This is a genomic window from Micromonospora antibiotica, assembly GCF_017599305.1.
Lineage (GTDB): Bacteria > Actinomycetota > Actinomycetes > Mycobacteriales > Micromonosporaceae > Micromonospora > Micromonospora antibiotica.
Genome location: NZ_JAGFWR010000004.1, coordinates 253,531 through 269,401, shown reverse-complemented (window position 1 = coordinate 269,401; position 15,871 = coordinate 253,531). Strand labels below are relative to the sequence as shown.

The 15,871-nt window shown below is 68.9% G+C and carries 15 protein-coding genes; 5 read left to right on the top strand and 10 right to left on the bottom strand.

Going from position 1 to position 15,871, the window contains the following annotated elements; genetic code table 11:
- The first annotated feature begins 57 nt into the window (after positions 1–57).
- From JQN83_RS11255 to JQN83_RS11240, 4 genes are all read left to right on the top strand, one after another.
- On the top strand, positions 58–1,326 hold the full coding sequence (locus JQN83_RS11255; RefSeq protein WP_208567039.1) for a MarR family winged helix-turn-helix transcriptional regulator: 1,269 nt from the start codon (positions 58–60) through the stop codon (positions 1,324–1,326).
- Positions 1,327–1,397: 71 nt separating this feature from the next.
- The gene (locus tag JQN83_RS11250) at positions 1,398–2,387 is read left to right on the top strand and encodes a DUF932 domain-containing protein (protein WP_208567038.1); all 990 of its coding nucleotides are present in this window, start codon (positions 1,398–1,400) and stop codon (positions 2,385–2,387) included.
- Positions 2,388–2,495: 108 nt separating this feature from the next.
- Positions 2,496–2,831 (top strand): hypothetical protein, encoded by a 336-nt coding sequence (locus JQN83_RS11245; RefSeq protein ID WP_208567037.1) that lies wholly within the window; start codon positions 2,496–2,498, stop codon positions 2,829–2,831.
- Between the two features lie 247 nt (positions 2,832–3,078).
- Positions 3,079–4,020: an NlpC/P60 family protein gene (locus JQN83_RS11240; protein WP_244252203.1), complete on the top strand. Its 942-nt coding sequence runs from the start codon at positions 3,079–3,081 to the stop codon at positions 4,018–4,020.
- Positions 4,021–4,229: 209 nt separating this feature from the next.
- Here the strand turns inward: JQN83_RS11240 and JQN83_RS11235 are convergent, their stop codons facing one another.
- The 3 genes from JQN83_RS11235 to JQN83_RS11225 form a co-directional block, all read right to left on the bottom strand.
- Complete coding sequence (locus tag JQN83_RS11235; protein WP_208567035.1) at positions 4,230–4,649, bottom strand: hypothetical protein; 420 nt, start codon at positions 4,647–4,649, stop codon at positions 4,230–4,232.
- A complete protein-coding gene (locus JQN83_RS11230; protein WP_307799173.1) occupies positions 4,646–4,873 on the bottom strand; it encodes a hypothetical protein in 228 nt (75 codons plus the stop codon). The genes JQN83_RS11235 and JQN83_RS11230 overlap by 4 nt, the downstream gene beginning before the upstream one ends.
- Before the next feature lie 171 nt (positions 4,874–5,044).
- Positions 5,045–9,070, bottom strand: a complete 4,026-nt coding sequence (locus JQN83_RS11225; protein ID WP_208567034.1) for an nSTAND1 domain-containing NTPase — start codon at positions 9,068–9,070, stop codon at positions 5,045–5,047.
- A gap of 191 nt (positions 9,071–9,261) precedes the next feature.
- On the opposite strand from JQN83_RS11225, the gene JQN83_RS11220 reads away from it, so the two are divergent.
- Entirely contained in the window at positions 9,262–9,492 is a 231-nt protein-coding gene (locus tag JQN83_RS11220; protein WP_208567033.1) for a hypothetical protein, read from the top strand.
- 188 nt (positions 9,493–9,680) lie between these two features.
- On the opposite strand, the gene JQN83_RS11215 is transcribed toward JQN83_RS11220, so the two are convergent.
- From JQN83_RS11215 to JQN83_RS11185, 7 genes are all read right to left on the bottom strand, one after another.
- Positions 9,681–10,298, bottom strand: a complete 618-nt coding sequence (locus JQN83_RS11215; protein ID WP_208567032.1) for a Tn3 family transposase — start codon at positions 10,296–10,298, stop codon at positions 9,681–9,683.
- Positions 10,299–10,342: 44 nt separating this feature from the next.
- On the bottom strand, positions 10,343–10,969 hold the full coding sequence (locus JQN83_RS11210) for a recombinase family protein (protein ID WP_443674013.1): 627 nt from the start codon (positions 10,967–10,969) through the stop codon (positions 10,343–10,345).
- 257 nt (positions 10,970–11,226) lie between these two features.
- Positions 11,227–13,953, bottom strand: coding sequence for an FxSxx-COOH system tetratricopeptide repeat protein (gene fxsT / locus JQN83_RS11205; RefSeq protein WP_208567031.1), 2,727 nt, complete (start codon positions 13,951–13,953; stop codon positions 11,227–11,229).
- 221 nt (positions 13,954–14,174) lie between these two features.
- Positions 14,175–14,477 (bottom strand): hypothetical protein, encoded by a 303-nt coding sequence (locus JQN83_RS11200; protein WP_208567030.1) that lies wholly within the window; start codon positions 14,475–14,477, stop codon positions 14,175–14,177.
- Between the two features lie 302 nt (positions 14,478–14,779).
- Complete coding sequence (locus JQN83_RS11195) at positions 14,780–14,974, bottom strand: hypothetical protein (RefSeq protein ID WP_208567029.1); 195 nt, start codon at positions 14,972–14,974, stop codon at positions 14,780–14,782.
- Positions 14,967–15,455, bottom strand: a complete 489-nt coding sequence (locus tag JQN83_RS11190) for a hypothetical protein (protein ID WP_208567028.1) — start codon at positions 15,453–15,455, stop codon at positions 14,967–14,969. The genes JQN83_RS11195 and JQN83_RS11190 overlap by 8 nt, the downstream gene beginning before the upstream one ends.
- A 17-nt stretch (positions 15,456–15,472) precedes the next feature.
- Positions 15,473–15,811 carry a helix-turn-helix transcriptional regulator gene (locus JQN83_RS11185; protein ID WP_244252202.1) on the bottom strand — a complete coding sequence of 113 codons (339 nt, stop codon included), beginning with the start codon at positions 15,809–15,811 and terminating at the stop codon, positions 15,473–15,475.
- Positions 15,812–15,871: the final 60 nt, after the last annotated feature.

The following is a 15,871-nucleotide window of genomic DNA, read 5'->3' as shown; positions in this document are numbered from 1 at the left end:
CGACACACCGCCGTCCGACACCGGGTCGGGCGGCTCTCACCCAGGAGGGAAACCCCGATGAACGACCTGTCCCTGACACCTGCCACGCAGGCCGTCCTCGACGCCCTGACCGAACTCGGCCAGGGCGACATCCACGAGTTGGCCGAGAAGGCCGGCAAGGCCCGCTCGACCACCGACAAGGCCGTCAAGACCCTGATCGACGCCGGGCTGATCATCGCGGTGGACGCCGACACCGACCAGGCCGAGGGCACCCCCACCCGGTGGACCCTCACCACCGCCGCCGGTGACACCGCGCCGCCGGACACCGAACCCGCCGACGCGCACACCACCGGGGCCGACACCACCATCGACCAGGACGGAGTCACCGGGGAACGGACCGATCAGCCGGCTGAGGAACCCGGCGAGTCGACCGATCACATCGAGAGCAACCCTGATGACACCAGCAGCGACCGCGACGGCACCGGGACAGGTGCCCCTCCGGCCGACCACGACGACAACGCGAACGGGCCGGACGTCCCCGACGACAATGCCCACACCAGCGGCGACGACGCCGAGCCGAACTCCGACACCGACATGCAGGCCGAGGCACAGCCGGCAGCCGCCGTACCGGCTGCCCGCCCGGGTGACCGCAAGGTCATGGCCATCAAGGCAGTCCTGGCCGACCACGGTGACATCGGCGCGACCCTGGACGTGATCGTCACCGAAAGCGGCATCGGGCATCCGACGGCCGCCCGGCTGCTGACCGCGATGGAGCAGGCCGACGCCGCCCGACGCCTACCCGGCCTGCCGCAACGGTGGATCCCGGGACCGACCAAGGCCAGCGAGGTCGACCCGAACCCGCAGCCGCCCCGCTGCCCGCTGTGCTCCCAGGTCATCCGAGGACTGGCCACCGCACCGACCGCCACGACGGCAGTACAGCCGCTGATCCACCCGGACGGCACCCTGCACATCGTCGCCCCCGACGGCGAGACCCACATCGTCGTCCTGCCCACCCGCACCGCCCTCCGCACGGCGAGCACCACGACCCGGGTCGGTGACGCCACCGTCAACGCCGACGGCAACCAGCCGTTCAGCCGAGGCGAACTGGAACGCCTGACCCTCGACTACCTCGCCGCCCACCCCGGCCGTCAGATGACCCCGCAGGACATCACCACCGCCCTCGCCGCGCACCTCAACCGGGCGGTCAGCAACGGGGCCGTCCGCAACAACCTCACGAAGGCCGCCGCTGCGGGCCGCATCCTCCTGGTCGCCGACAACCCGCTGACGTTCGTCCACCCGGCACCCGCCGACACCAGCACCGATGCGGGCGCCCCCGACCAGTCCTGACCATCACCCACCACCGCGGGGGCCGAGCCACACGCTCGGCCCCCGCACCCGTACCGAGAGGGAGAAACCCTGTGCCACACGAACTGGAGACGTTCGCCGACGGGACGACCGCCTTCGCCTCCGCCCGCATGTCCGCCTGGCACCAGCTGGGCACCGTCACCCAGGACACCATGAAAGCCGAAGAGATCATGGCCGCCGCCCGCCTCGGCGACTGGGGCGTCCGCACCATCCGCACCGTCGGCATCGACCTCGTCGACGGCGTCGAGGTGCAGGTCCCCGCCGACGACAAACGGATGACCGTCCGCCGTAACCCCGCTACCGGCGCCACCGAGTACCTGGGCATCGTCGGCACCGACTACACCGTGGTCCAGAACGAACAGTGCGCCGAGATGCTCGACCGCCTCGTCGACCAGGTCGGCGGCGCCCACTTCGAAACCGCCGGCAGCCTCCGCGGCGGCAAGAGCGTCTTCGTGACCATGAAACTCCCCGACGCGATGCACATCGCCGGCGTCGACCGTCTCGACCTCTACCTGATCGGCACCACCTCCCACGACGGCACCGCCGCCCTGCGCGTCGACGCCAGCCCCATCCGGGTGGTCTGCGCCAACACCCAACGCGCCGCCTTCCAACACACCGTCGGGCACTACACCTTCCGGCACACCTCGAACGTCACCTCACAGATCAGCCAGGCCCGCGAGGCCATCGGCCTGATGTGGACCTACATGGAGACCTTCGAGAGGGCCGCCGAGCGGATGCTCCAAGCCGACCTGACCATGCGCGAGTTCGAACAGATCGTCGGCCGGGTGTGGCCCGTCAAGGACAACGCCTCCGAGCAGACCCGCAACAACGCCAAGCAGCGCCTCGGCACCCTCAAGTACTTGATTCGCGAAGCCGACACCCAGAAAGCCATCACCGGCACCCGGTGGGCCGGATACCAGGCCATCACCGAATACCTCGACCACTACCAGCCCGCCAAGAACGACACCGCCCGCGCCAACCGGGTCCTCACCGGCAACGTCGGCGACCTCAAGATCACCGCTTTCGACCTGCTCACAGTCTGACCACCACACAACCCGGGGCAGTGGCCATCGGTGCCGCTGCCCCGGGCCCCGACCTCCGATGGCGCCGACCACACAGGCGCACACCGCCCCACGCTCAGGAGCACCGCCGTGGCCTACACGCCGTCATGGCAGCGACTCTGCGACTGCCGCTGCATCATCCATCACCAGCTACCACGTACCACCTACCGCGAGTCGGACTGCGCCTGCACCATCACCTGCGCCACCCAACCACTGGCCCTCCTCGCGGAGCCTCGGAGCCGCGCCTGGTTCCTCGACCGGTACGACACCGTCCGGCACGTCCCTGCCATGGCCAACGGCACCTGGGACTGGGCGTACGCCGCAACCATCGGCACCCGCTCCGACCACCCCCACACCAGCCGCGCCATCGAAGACCTACTCCGCCGAGCCGGCCATTTGTTCACCCACCTTCCACCGCGCCCCTGACCGCCACGGTGGGCCGCCCCTTCCGGGCGGCCCACGATCCTTCTCGTGCGTCACCACCCGACACGGACGAGCTACGCGGCCACGAGAGCGACTTCGGTGCTGCTGTCCGTCAGCCCCGATCGCCCCCATCTGACCACCAACATCCGTTCGCACACGACGCAAAGGACGTGCCGTCACGATGACCAAAGTCATCATCGGAGTTGTCACCGTGGTCGTCGTAGCCTGCCTCGGCCTCCCCGCGGCCCTCATGTCGGCCACCACCCGCTCCGGCACCTGTGACACCGCCTCCGCAGCCCATCCACCCTCCGGCCAGCCGCCCGACACCGGCACGTGGGATACCGAGCAGCTCGACGTCGCCACCACGATCATCGACGTTGGACGGGCCAGGGGCGTGCCCCGCCGAGGCTGGATCATCGCCGTCGCCACCGCACTGCAGGAATCCGGACTACGGAACCTGCCCCACCTCGGCCACCGCAACGACCACGATTCCATCGGTGTGTTCCAGCAACGCCCCAGCCAGGGCTGGGGCAGCACAGCCCAGCTGGCCGACCCCGCCTACCAGGCCAACGCCTTCTACAACAAACTGCTCGCCGTTCCCGGCTGGGAAGAGATACCACTGACCCAGGCCACACAAGCAGTACAGGTCTCCGCCTTTCCTGACGCCTACACCAAGTGGGCTGACGACGCCTCCCACCTGGTTCAACGCCTCACCGCCACACTGACCGACTGCGCCGCCACACCTGCTGCCCTACCGGACGGCTTCAAGGTGCCGGCCGACACTCCCCCGGCCGTCGCGACCGCCATAACCTGGGCCATCGGCCAACTCGGCACCCCGTACCACTTCGGCGGTTCCTGTACCGCCCCGCACTCCGGCGACCCCGCCAGGCAGTGCGACTGCTCATCCCTCATGCAGGTCGCGTACCGGACGGCCGGCATCACCATCCCCCGCACCACCCACGACCAGATCCACGCCGGCACCCCCGTCACCGACCCGACGCAGCTCCACCCCGGCGACCTGATCCTCATCCCCGGCAGCCAAGGCACCCGAACCACACCCCGCCACATCGGCATGTACCTCGGCAGCGGACTCATCATCCACGCCCCGAAAAGCGGTGATGTCGTCAAGCTCGCGACACTGGGCGGCTGGGCCAGCCAGATCGCAGCGATCCGCCGCATCCTGCCGCGCTAAGCGTCAAGCATCTGCAGCACGCCAACCCGCCCCCATCACCGTGTCCACGTCCGGATCTACCGGGTGGAGTGCGGTGCAAGGTTGGGACTGGATCAATGCCCGCTGCCGGGTGCGGTGGTCACTCAAATGCCGCGCTGACCGACGGCGGCCGTTCGATGCCGAGTCGGAAGCGCGCCAGGCAGTGGGACGGCCCTGGCGACAGGGGCGATTTACGCCTGGCTGAGGTCGAGAATGCTCCAGCCGGCGGGCAGCACGGCGCTGGCCGGCTTGGGATCGGCGGTGGCCAGGTGCGCCCGGTGGGCGATGGCAGCGCGGGCGGCGTGCCCGAGGGCGATGTCGCCGCCTGCGGCGCGAGCGAGGACGCCGGCCTGGCGGGCGTCGTCGACGCCGGGCTCGGCACCGAGGAACAGCACGGTGATGGCAGGTGTGGTGGTCGGGAGGGTGAGCAGGGCCGTGCCGACGTCGCTGCTGGTGGCCGCGTAGGCGGCGGCGAGGCAGGCAGCCGGCACGCCCACCGTTCGTTCTTCGTCGGCGACCTCGGCGATCAGTTCGCCGACGGCGAGCTGCCCGTCGACGTACGCGGCGAGGACGGTGGCGTCCAGGACCACGGCGACCTGGTTGTCGCTCACGCGCCCTCGTCGAGCATCCGCTGCCCCTCGGCGAGGGCGTCGTCGGGGATCGGCGCGGCCAGGCGGTCGCGCCAGCGGGCCTTGCCGGCGTCGGTGACCTCGATGCCGGCACGGCGCAGCACCTCGTCGACCTGGGTGCCGGCCATCTGGGCGCGGACGGCGGCGGTGATGGCGGCGCTGACGTTGGGCTGGCCGTCAAGCCATTCGGCGACGTCGTCGGGCACGCTGATGGAGCGTCCTGGCCGGCGGCAACGCAGGGGCACCGAACCACCAGAGTCACCTACGCCGAGTGCAGTAGCGGATTCGTCGAGTCCCCCACTTGGGCGAACTCGATACCGATAGATCAGCCCTCACGGGCCCCGCCGGCAGCGTGGAAGCTGCCGGCGGGGCATGAATTAGTCGCACATGTGCTGGTGGTCGGACCGGTTGAGGCCGGGCGCCAGCCGTTCCCATGCCTTCTTCTTGCTGATGTCGTCGCGGCTGGTTGCGCAAGCTCTCCGGTGAGCGTCGTTGAGGTCGAGGTTCCAGATGAGCACGCTGCGGTCGTCGCTGCCGCTGTACAACTCGTTTGTCCCCGGCCGGAACACCACGGTGTTGACCTTGTCGGTGTGCCCGATAAGGTCGGCATAGAACTCTGGCGCCTCGCCGGCTGCGACGGACCAGAGCCGGATAGTGTGGTCATGGCTGGCACTGACGAGGGTTCGGCCGTTCTCGCTGACGGTGAGGCTGGCGACTGGGCCGCTGTGGCCGGTCGCGTCGCCGCCGATCTGCTTGCCGGATTTGGTGTTCCACCGGCGGATGACGCCATTGGCGTCGCCGGTGAAGAAGGTCGCTTGGCCCGGGGCGAAGGTGATGCTGTGGACCGCGGCGGTGCTGGCATTGATCGGATTCAAAAGCAGATCGCCGGTTGCGGTGTCCCAGAGCCGGACGGTGCCGTCAGTAAAGGTCGCCGCGAGGACGGAGCGGTCCTCGCTGACTGCCATGCTGAATACGGCGAACCTTCCGCTGATGGCATCGCCGGTGTTCAGCTCGCCGCTGAAATCCGCCTTGGTCAGGCCGCGCTCCTCGTTGACTGTCCACCGTTTCACGTGCCCCGCGCTGTCGCCGGTGTAGAGGGTACCGTCGGTGCCGAAAACGACCCGGTTGATGTCGACAGCTTCGTCGGAGGAGGCTGGGAACTGCGGGGCGGCGGGCAGGTACGGCTGGTTGTACGCGGAGCTGGAGACGTACACGCGGTGGTCGTCACCGGCGGCCGCCCAGCGTTTGCTGTTGGGCCCGTAGGCGACACTGACGTAGTTGCGAGCACGGGTTTGAGTGCGGAGGCTGGCTGACTCGCTGCCGTCCTTCGGCCTCAGGTTGATGTGTCCGCCACCGTCGACGATCGTCATCCCAGCCTTGGCGTCCGGCGTCGGGTCGAATGCAAGGTCGTTGACTGCGCCTTCGACGGTGATCCGGCCGACGTCCCACTGCACCAACGAGCCATCGTCGTAGGTGGTGAGCAGCGTGCCGGCCCTGTCCGCGAACGCTGCGCTCGTCGGCACCTGGCCCTGCGATTCGAGCCTGAACAGCAACTGCAGCGCAGTCACGCCTGGGGCGTCGCGCCGGATGTTCCACACACGCACGGCGTCGTAGCCGACCGTCGCTAGTACGCAGGCGGTGCCGGACGTCGACATTTCTGACGTCGACCTGTTCGACGGCGGTGGGAGGCACCCCGGGCCGGGTGCAAAAACTAGGTGCGGGATCGGCTGGTTGTGCGCGTCGATGCTGCCGATCTCGCTGTTCTGGCTTACTGACCAAAGGTGGATGCGCTGGTCGGCGCTGGCGACCGCGAGGCTGTCCCCGTCCGGACTGAACGCAAGGTTGTAGATGGGCATCCCCTGCTCGCGCGGCGCGAGCTGCTTCCGACGAAGGGCGCCACTATCGGCGTAACGCAGCTGCACGGTGCCGTCGTTGACGCCGAACGCGACGAGGCACTCGTTCTCGTCCCAGTCGCCGTCGCATCGCTGGGCGGCGACCGACGTCAGCCGGATAGGAGTCGGGATCGCAGGGCCTGCCGGTTTGCCGTCTGTGCGCCACCGCTCGATCACGCCGTTGGTGTTCGAGGTGTACAGCGTGGAGCGGTCCTTGCCGGCGAACGCGAGACCAGAGACATACGCGGCGTCGTTGGACACCACCTGGCCAGCCGGCTTATGCCAAGGGTCGGTCCAGATTTGAACTCCACGCTGACCAGACGCGGCCAGGGTCGTGTTCGCACCGAACGCGATCCGTCGTACCTCTCCTACACGGCTCGGGAGTTCTTGCCACGGTTGATCTTCTCCGTTCCGTAGCATCAGTCGCCCGTCGGCCGCTACGGCGGCGTCGACGGTGCCATCGTCACTCGACGCGATGGACACGAATGTGTTCGTGCGGCCTGAGTCGACGACCGCCAGGGGATGGTTCTGCAGGCTGAGAACCGCCCCGCGCGACTGCGGCGTCTTATGGGTGTCCCAGGCGGCGAGGGCAAGGAGCGCTGAGGCGCGGGGATTCGCCGCCGCTACCCCGTGGGCTTGCGCCGCGAGCTGCTGCGAGACGATGCTGAGGTTCTGCTCGTCGAGGCGGAAGTTCTGCACGACCGCCACGGCTGCGATCAACACGATGGTGGCGATCACAACCTGACGAAACCACCGGCGACGGCGCGCGTACCGCCTGCTGCTGTCGAGAAAGTCCAGGGTAAGGCGGGGCAGTTCACGCCGATGGTGTCGTGCCCAGTCCTGGGCGGCCTCCAGCCGTGTCGCCTGGTACAGGTCCGAGCTGTTTCGGCCGTCGCGGTCCCAGGCGGTGGCGGCCTCGTTGAGGTTGCGCGCGACAACCAGCCCCGGCCGGTCAGCGTCCAACCATTTGCCCAGCGTGGGCCAGGCGCTCAGCAGGGCGTCGTGGCTGATCTCGACCATGTCGGCGTGCACAGTGACGAGACGATCCCTGACGAACGGGACGAGCACCGCCTCCAGATCGTCCCGCTGGGCGCCGTCGCCGTGATCGGCGAAGAGCTCAGCGGTGCTGACACGCCGGCGGGTGTCCGCGGTCTCGGCGCCGATGTGGACCAGGTTCAGGAAGAGTCGGCGCGCCAGATCCTGCTGCGTCGTCGTCTTGAGCTCTTTGTCGTATATCTTGTCGGCACTGTCGGCGACAGCCTTGTAGATCCCGCCGACGGCCTGATAATCGGCGATTGTCAGCTGCCGGCCGTGGCCGTGCTTCAACGTTTCCTGCAACGCGTGCGACAGCAGCGGCAGCACCCCCGCGTCGTGCGCTCGTTGCGGGTCACGCTTGCTGCCGCGCGGCCGAACCTCTTGCAGAAGCAGCTCGACAAGCCCTGCCTCATAGTGGATCTTCGCCTTGCAGGCCGGTTGCACGATCGCTTCCCGCAGCTCGGCCTCACTCATCGGCCCAACGGTGAACTGCCCGCCCTGGACCGCGGCCAGCAGCTGCGGGTGGCGTAGCGCCTGGGCGTAGAAGTCGGCACGTAGCCCGATGACCACAACCGCGCCGAGCGGACCGGCCGCCGCCGCGCGCAGCGCCGCGATGAAGTCGCGCCGCTCGTCCTCCTTGTCGCAGGTGGTGAACGCCTCCTCGAACTGGTCAACGATGATTGCCAGCCCGTTCCCGGAGGCGAAGCCGTCACTGTCGTTCACGGCTTGCTCGTTCGCGGTCTGGTCCCGATCTTTCATGGCCAGCCGCACGTACTCTGCACAGCGTTCCGGATCTTCCCGAAGCGCTTCGGCGACCTCCTCGGCCTTTACGCTGCCCGCCAACTTCGCCAGCCGTTTGGCCAGTTCGTCCACCGGCCGCGCCTGCGGGGTGAAGCACACCACTTGCCAGGACCGGCCGAGGTCGTCACCCCCACCGACGCGCAGGGCAGGGATCACACCTGCGCGCAGTAGCGAGGACTTGCCCGCCCCGGAGGCGCCAACCACCATCCGGATCCCCCCACCGGCGGCGTCCGTCTGGACAATCAACTCCACCAGTTTGCGGGTCAATGCGTCGCGGCCGAAGAACCAGTCGGCGTGCTCGGTGTCGAAGCTGAACAGTCCCCGGTACGGCTCCACACCTGCCGGGCGAGGCCCCGGTGTCAGCCGTAGCCGTCGGCAGACGGCCACCCATTGGTCAATTTCGGCCTGATCTTTGATTCCGCATGCGCGCAACAAGTCGACCAGAGTGTTCTCAAGCCTGGCGGAGGGAACACTCCGGCCGGCGAACCAGTCCCCTAGGGTGCCGCGACTCGCTCCCTCTTTAAACTTATTCCCGTTCTGAATCTTGTCCACTACCAGCTGAATTGAGAGACCTGCCCGATTGCGGATTTCCGTCAGTTCTCGGCCGAAATCCTTCGGAGTGTTTACCGGACCCGGTCCGGACGCGGCCGTATTCGCTACCACTGATTTCGTCATTCGCCAACCCTTCTAGCACCGACACGACCCGGATGCGCCAGCGACACTACGCACCGTCGACCGTCCGGTGGGGTTCGGCGACTGTCGGGAGTTGTACGGACAATTCCGCGCCCCTTTTGACCCAGTTGGTCGCCGTCGATGATCGACCCATTCGGCTCACCCCCGCACGAATGAGCGACGGAGGACCAACTATGAGCACCAGCCAGATCGCCCAAGTACTCGCCATCGTCAGCGACGCCGCTCAACTGATCACCGCAGCCATCGCGGCCATCTCCGTCGCGTTGACCGCCCGCCGCCGGCGCCGCGCCAGGAACGACGCTGCGAACCACAGCGAGAGGGGTGCAACAACCGGCCACAGTCGCGAAGCGAACCCCCGCAGTGCGACCTGTTCGGAGTGCGCCGACGGTGGCTGCGAAGAATGAGCCGAACCCGGCCGTGCGCGACCCACTGAAATTCCGTACAAGTTGGAATAAATCTTGAGAAATCGGATCGCCATATCGTTTCGGCCACCATCCCGAACCATGTACTCATCGCCCATTCCGGAGGCGCGCCGGTACATCCGGGAGAGCTTGCCGTTCTCTTTGCTGGAAGCATGGGTTGGGCCTCGGGTCTATTCGTCGTCGTCAGCGTCGGGGTCACGTAGGGCGCGGCGGCCGTTGCCGAGGTCGGGTAGGTGGAATGAGTAGTGGCCGTGGACGTTGATGTGCCGGCGCATGTACGGCGAGAGCCGGGCCACGTCGGCGTCGAGCGCCGGGTAGCCCTCGGCCCGTAGCCGGCCGAGGGCGGCGTCGAGGTAGACGGTGTTCCACAGGGTGACGCAGTTGAGCACCAGGCCGAGCGCGCCGAGCTGGTCTTCCATCCCCTCGTGGTAGGGCTGGCGCGGCTCGCCGCGGCGGCCGTGGAAGACGTGCCGGGCCAGGTCGTGGCGGCCTTCCTGGAGGTTGCGCATCGCTTTGATCTGGCGCCGGTACGGCTCGTCGTCGACGAAGGTCAGCACGTGCAGGGTCTTGAAGATCCGCCCGAAGTGGGCGAGGGCCTCGCCGAGTTGGGTCGCCGCGCCGCCGGGGGACAGCATTCGCAGGACGTGGTAGGCCGACACCGCGCCGGTGTGGATCGAGCCGACCAGGCGTAGCAGGTCGGCCCAGTGCTGCCGGACGCGGCTGAGGTCGATCTTTCCGCCGGCGGCCGGGTTGAGTGGGCCGTAGTCGGCGGTCGGTTGATCCGCCACAGCTTATGGGTCACCGCGACGTCCCGGTCCAACGTCCAAACCACCTACGCCGACGCGGCCTGGAGTTCGGGCAGCGCGGTGTAGAGGGTGCTGCGGGAGACGCCGAGCAGTTTCGCGATCGAGATCATCGTCCGGTCGGGCTCGGCGAGCAGTTGCAGCGCGTACGCGACCTTCTCCGGGGTCATCGCCGGTGGGCGGCCGAGGCGCTGGCCGGCGGCGCGGGCGGCGGCCAGGCCCTCATTGGTGTTGGCCACGATGATCGTGCGAATGAACTCGGCCAGGGCGGCGAAGACGTGGAAGACGAACATCCCGCCGGGCGTGGTGGTGTCGAGCTTCTCGTGCAGGGATTGGAAGCCGACGCCGAGGCGCTTGAGCTGGCCGACGATGGTGATCAGGTCTTCCAGGGAGCGGCCGAGCCGGTCGAGGGAGACGACGGTGAGCGCGTCGCCGGGCCGGATGTACTCGAACACCTTGGTCAGTTCGGGCCGGTCGGCGTTTTTGCCGCTGGCTTTGTCGAAGAAGCACTTCGCGCAGCCGGCCGCGGTGAGCGCGGCTTGCTGGCGGGCGAGGTTCTGCTCGCGGGTGGAGACGCGGCCGTAGCCGACGAGCACGCCGGCGAGCGGGGTGGGTAGCAGCAGATCGCCCTCGGCGGGCGCGGGGGTGGCGGTCACGCGGTCTAGGGTGTCCGAGAAACCCGTGATCGCCTTGTTGGACACGCCGACTTTCCGGACGGGTTTCTCGGACACGTTTGACCGGCCCGGTCGGCGCTTTTTGATCTTGTCCGGGAAACGATCGATTCTCGGACAGTACCCCCGGACTCACCTCCGCTAGATCAACTCCTCAGCGCTGCTTTTGGGCGGAAGCTAAAGACGGACCTTCTCTTGGACACACGCCGCACGCCGCCGACGCCAGAGCCCAACCACGCCCCCTACCCGGAACTGGAACCCTCCATGGCAGCCCGCAAGTTGCCATAGACGACCCGGGTCTGCGGGTGGTCGTCGCCGAGCACCCGCCGGCAGTCGGCGAGGGCCTGCTCGAACAGCGAGATCGCCTGCCCCACGTCCCCCGCCGACCTGTAGGCGTAGGCAAGGTTGTTCACCGAGGCCAGCGTCTGCGGGTGGTCGTCGCCGAGCACCCGCCGCCGATCGGTGAGGGCCTGCTTGTACAGCGGGATCGCCTGCCCCAAGTCCCCCGCCGACCTGTAGGCGCCAGCGAGGTTGTTGACCGAGGCCAGCGTCTGCGGGTGGTCGTTGCCGAGCACCCGCCGGAAGTCGGTGAGGGCCTGCTCGAGCAGTGGGATCGCCTGCCCGACGTCCCCCGCCGCCTGGTAGGTGTAGGCGAGGTTGTTGACCGAGGCCAGCGTCTGCGGGTGGTCGTTGCCGAGCACCCGCCGCCGATCGGTGAGGGCCTGCTCGAACAGCGGGATCGCCTGCCCGACGTCCCCCGCCGCCTGGTAGGTGTAGGCGAGGTTGTTGACCGAGGCCAGCGTCTGCGGGTGGTCGTTGCCGAGCACCCGCCGGCAGTCGGTGAGGGCCTGCTCGAGCAGTGGGATCGCCTGCCCCAAGTCCCCCGCCGCCTGGTAGGCGCCGGCGAGGTTGTTGACCGAGGTCAGCGTGTCGGGGTGGTCGTTGCCGAGCACCCGCCGCCGATCGGTGAGAGCCTGCTCGAGCAGTGGGATCGCCTGCCCCACGTCCCCCGCCGACTCGTAGGCGCCGGCGAGGTTGTTGACCGAGGTCAGCGTATCGGGGTGGTCGTTGCCGAGCACCCGCCGCCGATCGGTGAGAGCCTGCTCGAGCAGTGGGATCGCCTGCCCCAAGTCCCCCGCCGACTCGTAGGCGCCGGCGAGGTTGTTGACCGAGGCCAGCGTCTGCGGGTGGTCGTTGCCGAGCACCCGCCGGCAGTCGGTGAGGGCCTGCTCGAACAGCGGGATCGCCTGCCCCAAGTCCCCCACCGACTCGTAGGCGTAGGCGAGATTGTTGACCGAGGCCAGCGTGTCGGGGTGATCGTTGCCGAGCACCCGCCACCGATCAGTGAGGGCCTGCTCGAACAGCGAGATCGCCTGCCCCAAGTCCCCCACCGACTCGTAGGCGTAGGCGAGATTGTTGACCGAGGCCAGCGTCTGCGGGTGGTCGTTGCCGAGCACCCGCCGGCAGTCGGTGAGGGCCTGCTCGAACAGCGGGATCGCCTGCCCCAAGTCCCCCGCCGACCTGTAGGCGCCAGCGAGGTTGTTGACCGAGGCCAGCGTCTGCGGGTGGTCGTTGCCGAGCACCCGCCGGCAGTCGGTGAGGGCCTGCTCGAAAAGCGGGATCGCCTGCCCCACGTCCCCCGCCGACTCGTAGGCGTAGGCGAGGTTGTTGACCGAGGCCAGCGTCTGCGGGTGGTCGTTGCCGAGCACCCGCCGGAAGTCGGTGAGGGCCTGCTTGAGGTAGGCGATGGCGTGAGGGGGGTTTCCCTGGTCGAGCAGGAACAGGCTGGTCGCGTTGAGGAGGTAGGCCAGGGTGACGCGGTCGCTGTCGGTGGCGTGTGCTCTGGTCTGGGAGACGAGCGCGTCGATGTGGGGCACCAGTGTGCGCCACGTCGGCCAGGTGGTGGGGTCGCGCCAGTCGTCAGGTCGTGCGGTGGTCAGGGCGTTGGTGGCGGTGGTGCGGGCGGTGGTGATGTCGTCGGGTTGGCGGTGCGGGTCGTCGGGGTCGGGTGTGCGGGCGACGGCCTGGACGAGTCGGTGCACGGTGACGGCCCGGGTGGCGGGATCGATGCTGAGCATGTTGTACGCGGCCAGCCGGCCGATCGCCCGCGTCACCGCTGGTTCCCCCGCGCCGTCGCCGAGGTGGTGCCACAGGCTGCGGGGGATGGCTTCCGGCGCGTACCAGGCCAGGGCCCGCAGCAGCCGTCCGGGCAGGGAATCGTCGGCGAGGGCGTCGAGGGTGACCTGCCAGACCCGGGCGATCGTCCGTTCGGCGGCCCTGCCTTCCTCACCGTCGCGGTACATGTCGGCGGGATGCTCGGCGAGCAGCCGCAGGTAGTCACCGACGGTGGTCCGGGTCTGGGCCAGGTAGGCGCCGGCTTGTTCCACCGCCAGCGGTAGATGGCCCAACTCGGCGCACAGGGCGGCAGCGCCTGCGGGGTCGATGACACCGCCGCCCTGGGACACGATCGCGGTGAGCAGGGCGACCGCCTGGCCGGGTTCGAGGACGTCCAGGCGCAGCGGGGTCACGATGTCGGGCCAGCCGGTCGCGCGGCGGCTGGTCACCAGGATCCGACCCTTGGGCAGCCGGCCCACCAGATCGGCGATGTGGGCGGGATCAGTGACGTTGTCCAGGATGAGCAGCCACCCGTCGTGGCAGGCCAGCCAGCGTACGGCCCATTCCCGCAGGGACGGTGACGGCAGAGCCGCGAGGGCTGGTTGCAGCGCGACGGTCAGGGCGACCAGGCCGGCGTCGAGAGCGGCGGGACTGTCCGCGGTGATCCACCAGATCGGGCGGTGCTGGTCGCGGTGGGTTGCCGCCCACCGTGCGACCAGGGTGCTCTTACCGATACCGCCGAGCCCGTGGACCGCCTGCACGACCACCACACCCGGATCCTGAGCCGCTGCGTCCAGCCAGCCCAGCGCATCCTCACGACCCACGAACAGCCGCAGCCGCACCGGCAGGTTCACCAGCCCGGCCGGTGCAGGCACATCTTCCGGAGCGACCAACGCCTCCGCCGGCAGCACCGTGACGTGCTGGGTATTGGTCGCATGGGGGCCCGTGGAGGCGATACCGGGAACGCTGCCCGCCGTGATCGAGCCCGACCCGCTCAGCACGGTGGGATCACCCACCGGCGTCGGCGGCTCGGGATCAGCGGGCAAAGGGACAACCCGGCCGCGTCGAAACCACCTCACCGGTACTGGGTGTTCGTCGCGTTGTCGCCCGTCGAGGCGATCCCCGTGAGATCACCCTGCACGGTGACCGACCCCGGCCCCGCCGCCGGCGGTGTCACCGCAGCGGGCGGCGTCGGGGCCGCAGCCGGGTTTCCCGGCCGAGCAAGCACGAGGGCGGCCACCGCGACCACGAAGCTCGCGGCCCCGGCCAGCCAACTGGCCACCTCCACCCCCTGCAAACCGAACACCACCGCCGCCACCACCAACCCGGCAGCGACCACCCCACCCACCCCGATGACCACCCAACGTCGCGAACCCATGACCACATCATCAGCCACCATCACCACCCAAACCACATCGGACAGTCCCGAGTCCGAAGGCAGACATCACACACCAGGCACTGTCGGTCCAGCGGACTGTGCCGCACTGCCAGGCGTACGAGTGCCACGACCCGCGCGGCGCCGCACGCCGGACGCCGGACACGATCCGGGTCCGGCATTTCATGCATCGATAAGATCAGTTATGGAGGCATGAACAGGTGATCTTGAGGCCGGAGCGATTCTGCGGAATCACTCCGGCCGGTCCGCGTGGGTGCGCGCCGGGCCGGCGGCACCCTCGCGCGCTACATGCCCGTGATGGCGTAGGTGATGATCGCGTGGGTGGCCACGCTGACCGCACCCCAGGGCAGCAGCACCCGCAGCACCTTGTAGGCGGCGTCGCGGCGGGGCGCGGTCTCGCTGAACACGCTGGACAAGGCCATCAGGACCACCATGCCGACGTAGGTCAGCACGAGCGTGACGGGAACCCACTCAGGCACGTGACCGCTCTCCTCCCAGACGCAACCCGACCGCCAGCCTCGGCGCGCTGAACAGCAGGATCCCGAGGATGTACCCGGCGCGTCTCCACCACGGCGCGCCCTCGGCACGCAGGTCGTACAACTCCCCGGCCCACTCCTCGCGGTAGCGGCACACCGCCCACCCCGGCAACAAACCCGCCGCGCCGCGCAACAACACCGTGCCGCCGGAACCAGGCCGGGCTCCTGCATTAAGCTCGTCGGCCACGTTGAGAACGGCGACGAAGGCGGCAAGGCCGCCGACGGCGGCGACGGTGACGGCGGCGAAGGCGGTGACGGCGGCGACGTCGGCGAAGGCGGTGACGGCGGCGACGACGGCGACGGCGACGAAGGCGGCGACGGCGACGGCGACGGCGACGGCGGCGTTAGGGCCGTCAGCGACCTGGGGAGTGTCGTCGACAGGAGTCTTGAGTTCGTCGCCTTCGCGGTTGCTGCTGGATGCCATCTCGGTGTCCGTTCTCATCAGCAGCCCGGCCGCGGGTGCAGCCGACCCAACGCGAGGGTGCGAGTGGCGGACTGGCCGGCTTCGGCGAGCGCGAGACGCGCGGTCTCGGCTCCGTCGGGGGTGAACCGGTAGTAGCGGCGGCGGGGCCGGCCGGCGTCCTCGTGCTCGGCCGGGTCCTCCCAGTAGCTCTCCACCCATCCGGCCCGCTCCAGGCGGGCCAGGATCGGGTGCAGGCTGCCGGACTTCAGTCCCGTCTCGGCGGCGATGTCGCGCCCCCACCGGGCCTTCGTCGGCTCAGTCAGCAGCGCGCGTACCACCGCCACCGTCTGCGCGGTAAGGCGTGGTCCCATAGTCATGGGCAAAACTCTACCTAGGCAGCCCGCCGATGTCTACTTAGGTTGAGTTGAGTCAGGAGG

What these genes read in the sequence shown, in the direction of transcription:
- JQN83_RS11190 (WP_208567028.1), bottom strand. Translation starts at nt 15,455, where the DNA reads ATGGCATCCAGCAGCAACCGCGAAGGCGACGAACTCAAGACTCCTGTC.
- JQN83_RS11225 (WP_208567034.1), bottom strand. Translation starts at nt 9,070, where the DNA reads ATGACGAAATCAGTGGTAGCGAATACGGCCGCGTCCGGACCGGGTCCG.
- JQN83_RS11200 (WP_208567030.1), bottom strand. Translation starts at nt 14,477, where the DNA reads ATGGGTTCGCGACGTTGGGTGGTCATCGGGGTGGGTGGGGTGGTCGCT.
- JQN83_RS11240 (WP_244252203.1), top strand. Translation starts at nt 3,079, where the DNA reads ATGTCGGCCACCACCCGCTCCGGCACCTGTGACACCGCCTCCGCAGCC.
- JQN83_RS11185 (WP_244252202.1), bottom strand. Translation starts at nt 15,811, where the DNA reads ATGACTATGGGACCACGCCTTACCGCGCAGACGGTGGCGGTGGTACGC.
- JQN83_RS11255 (WP_208567039.1), top strand. Translation starts at nt 58, where the DNA reads ATGAACGACCTGTCCCTGACACCTGCCACGCAGGCCGTCCTCGACGCC.
- JQN83_RS11220 (WP_208567033.1), top strand. Translation starts at nt 9,262, where the DNA reads ATGAGCACCAGCCAGATCGCCCAAGTACTCGCCATCGTCAGCGACGCC.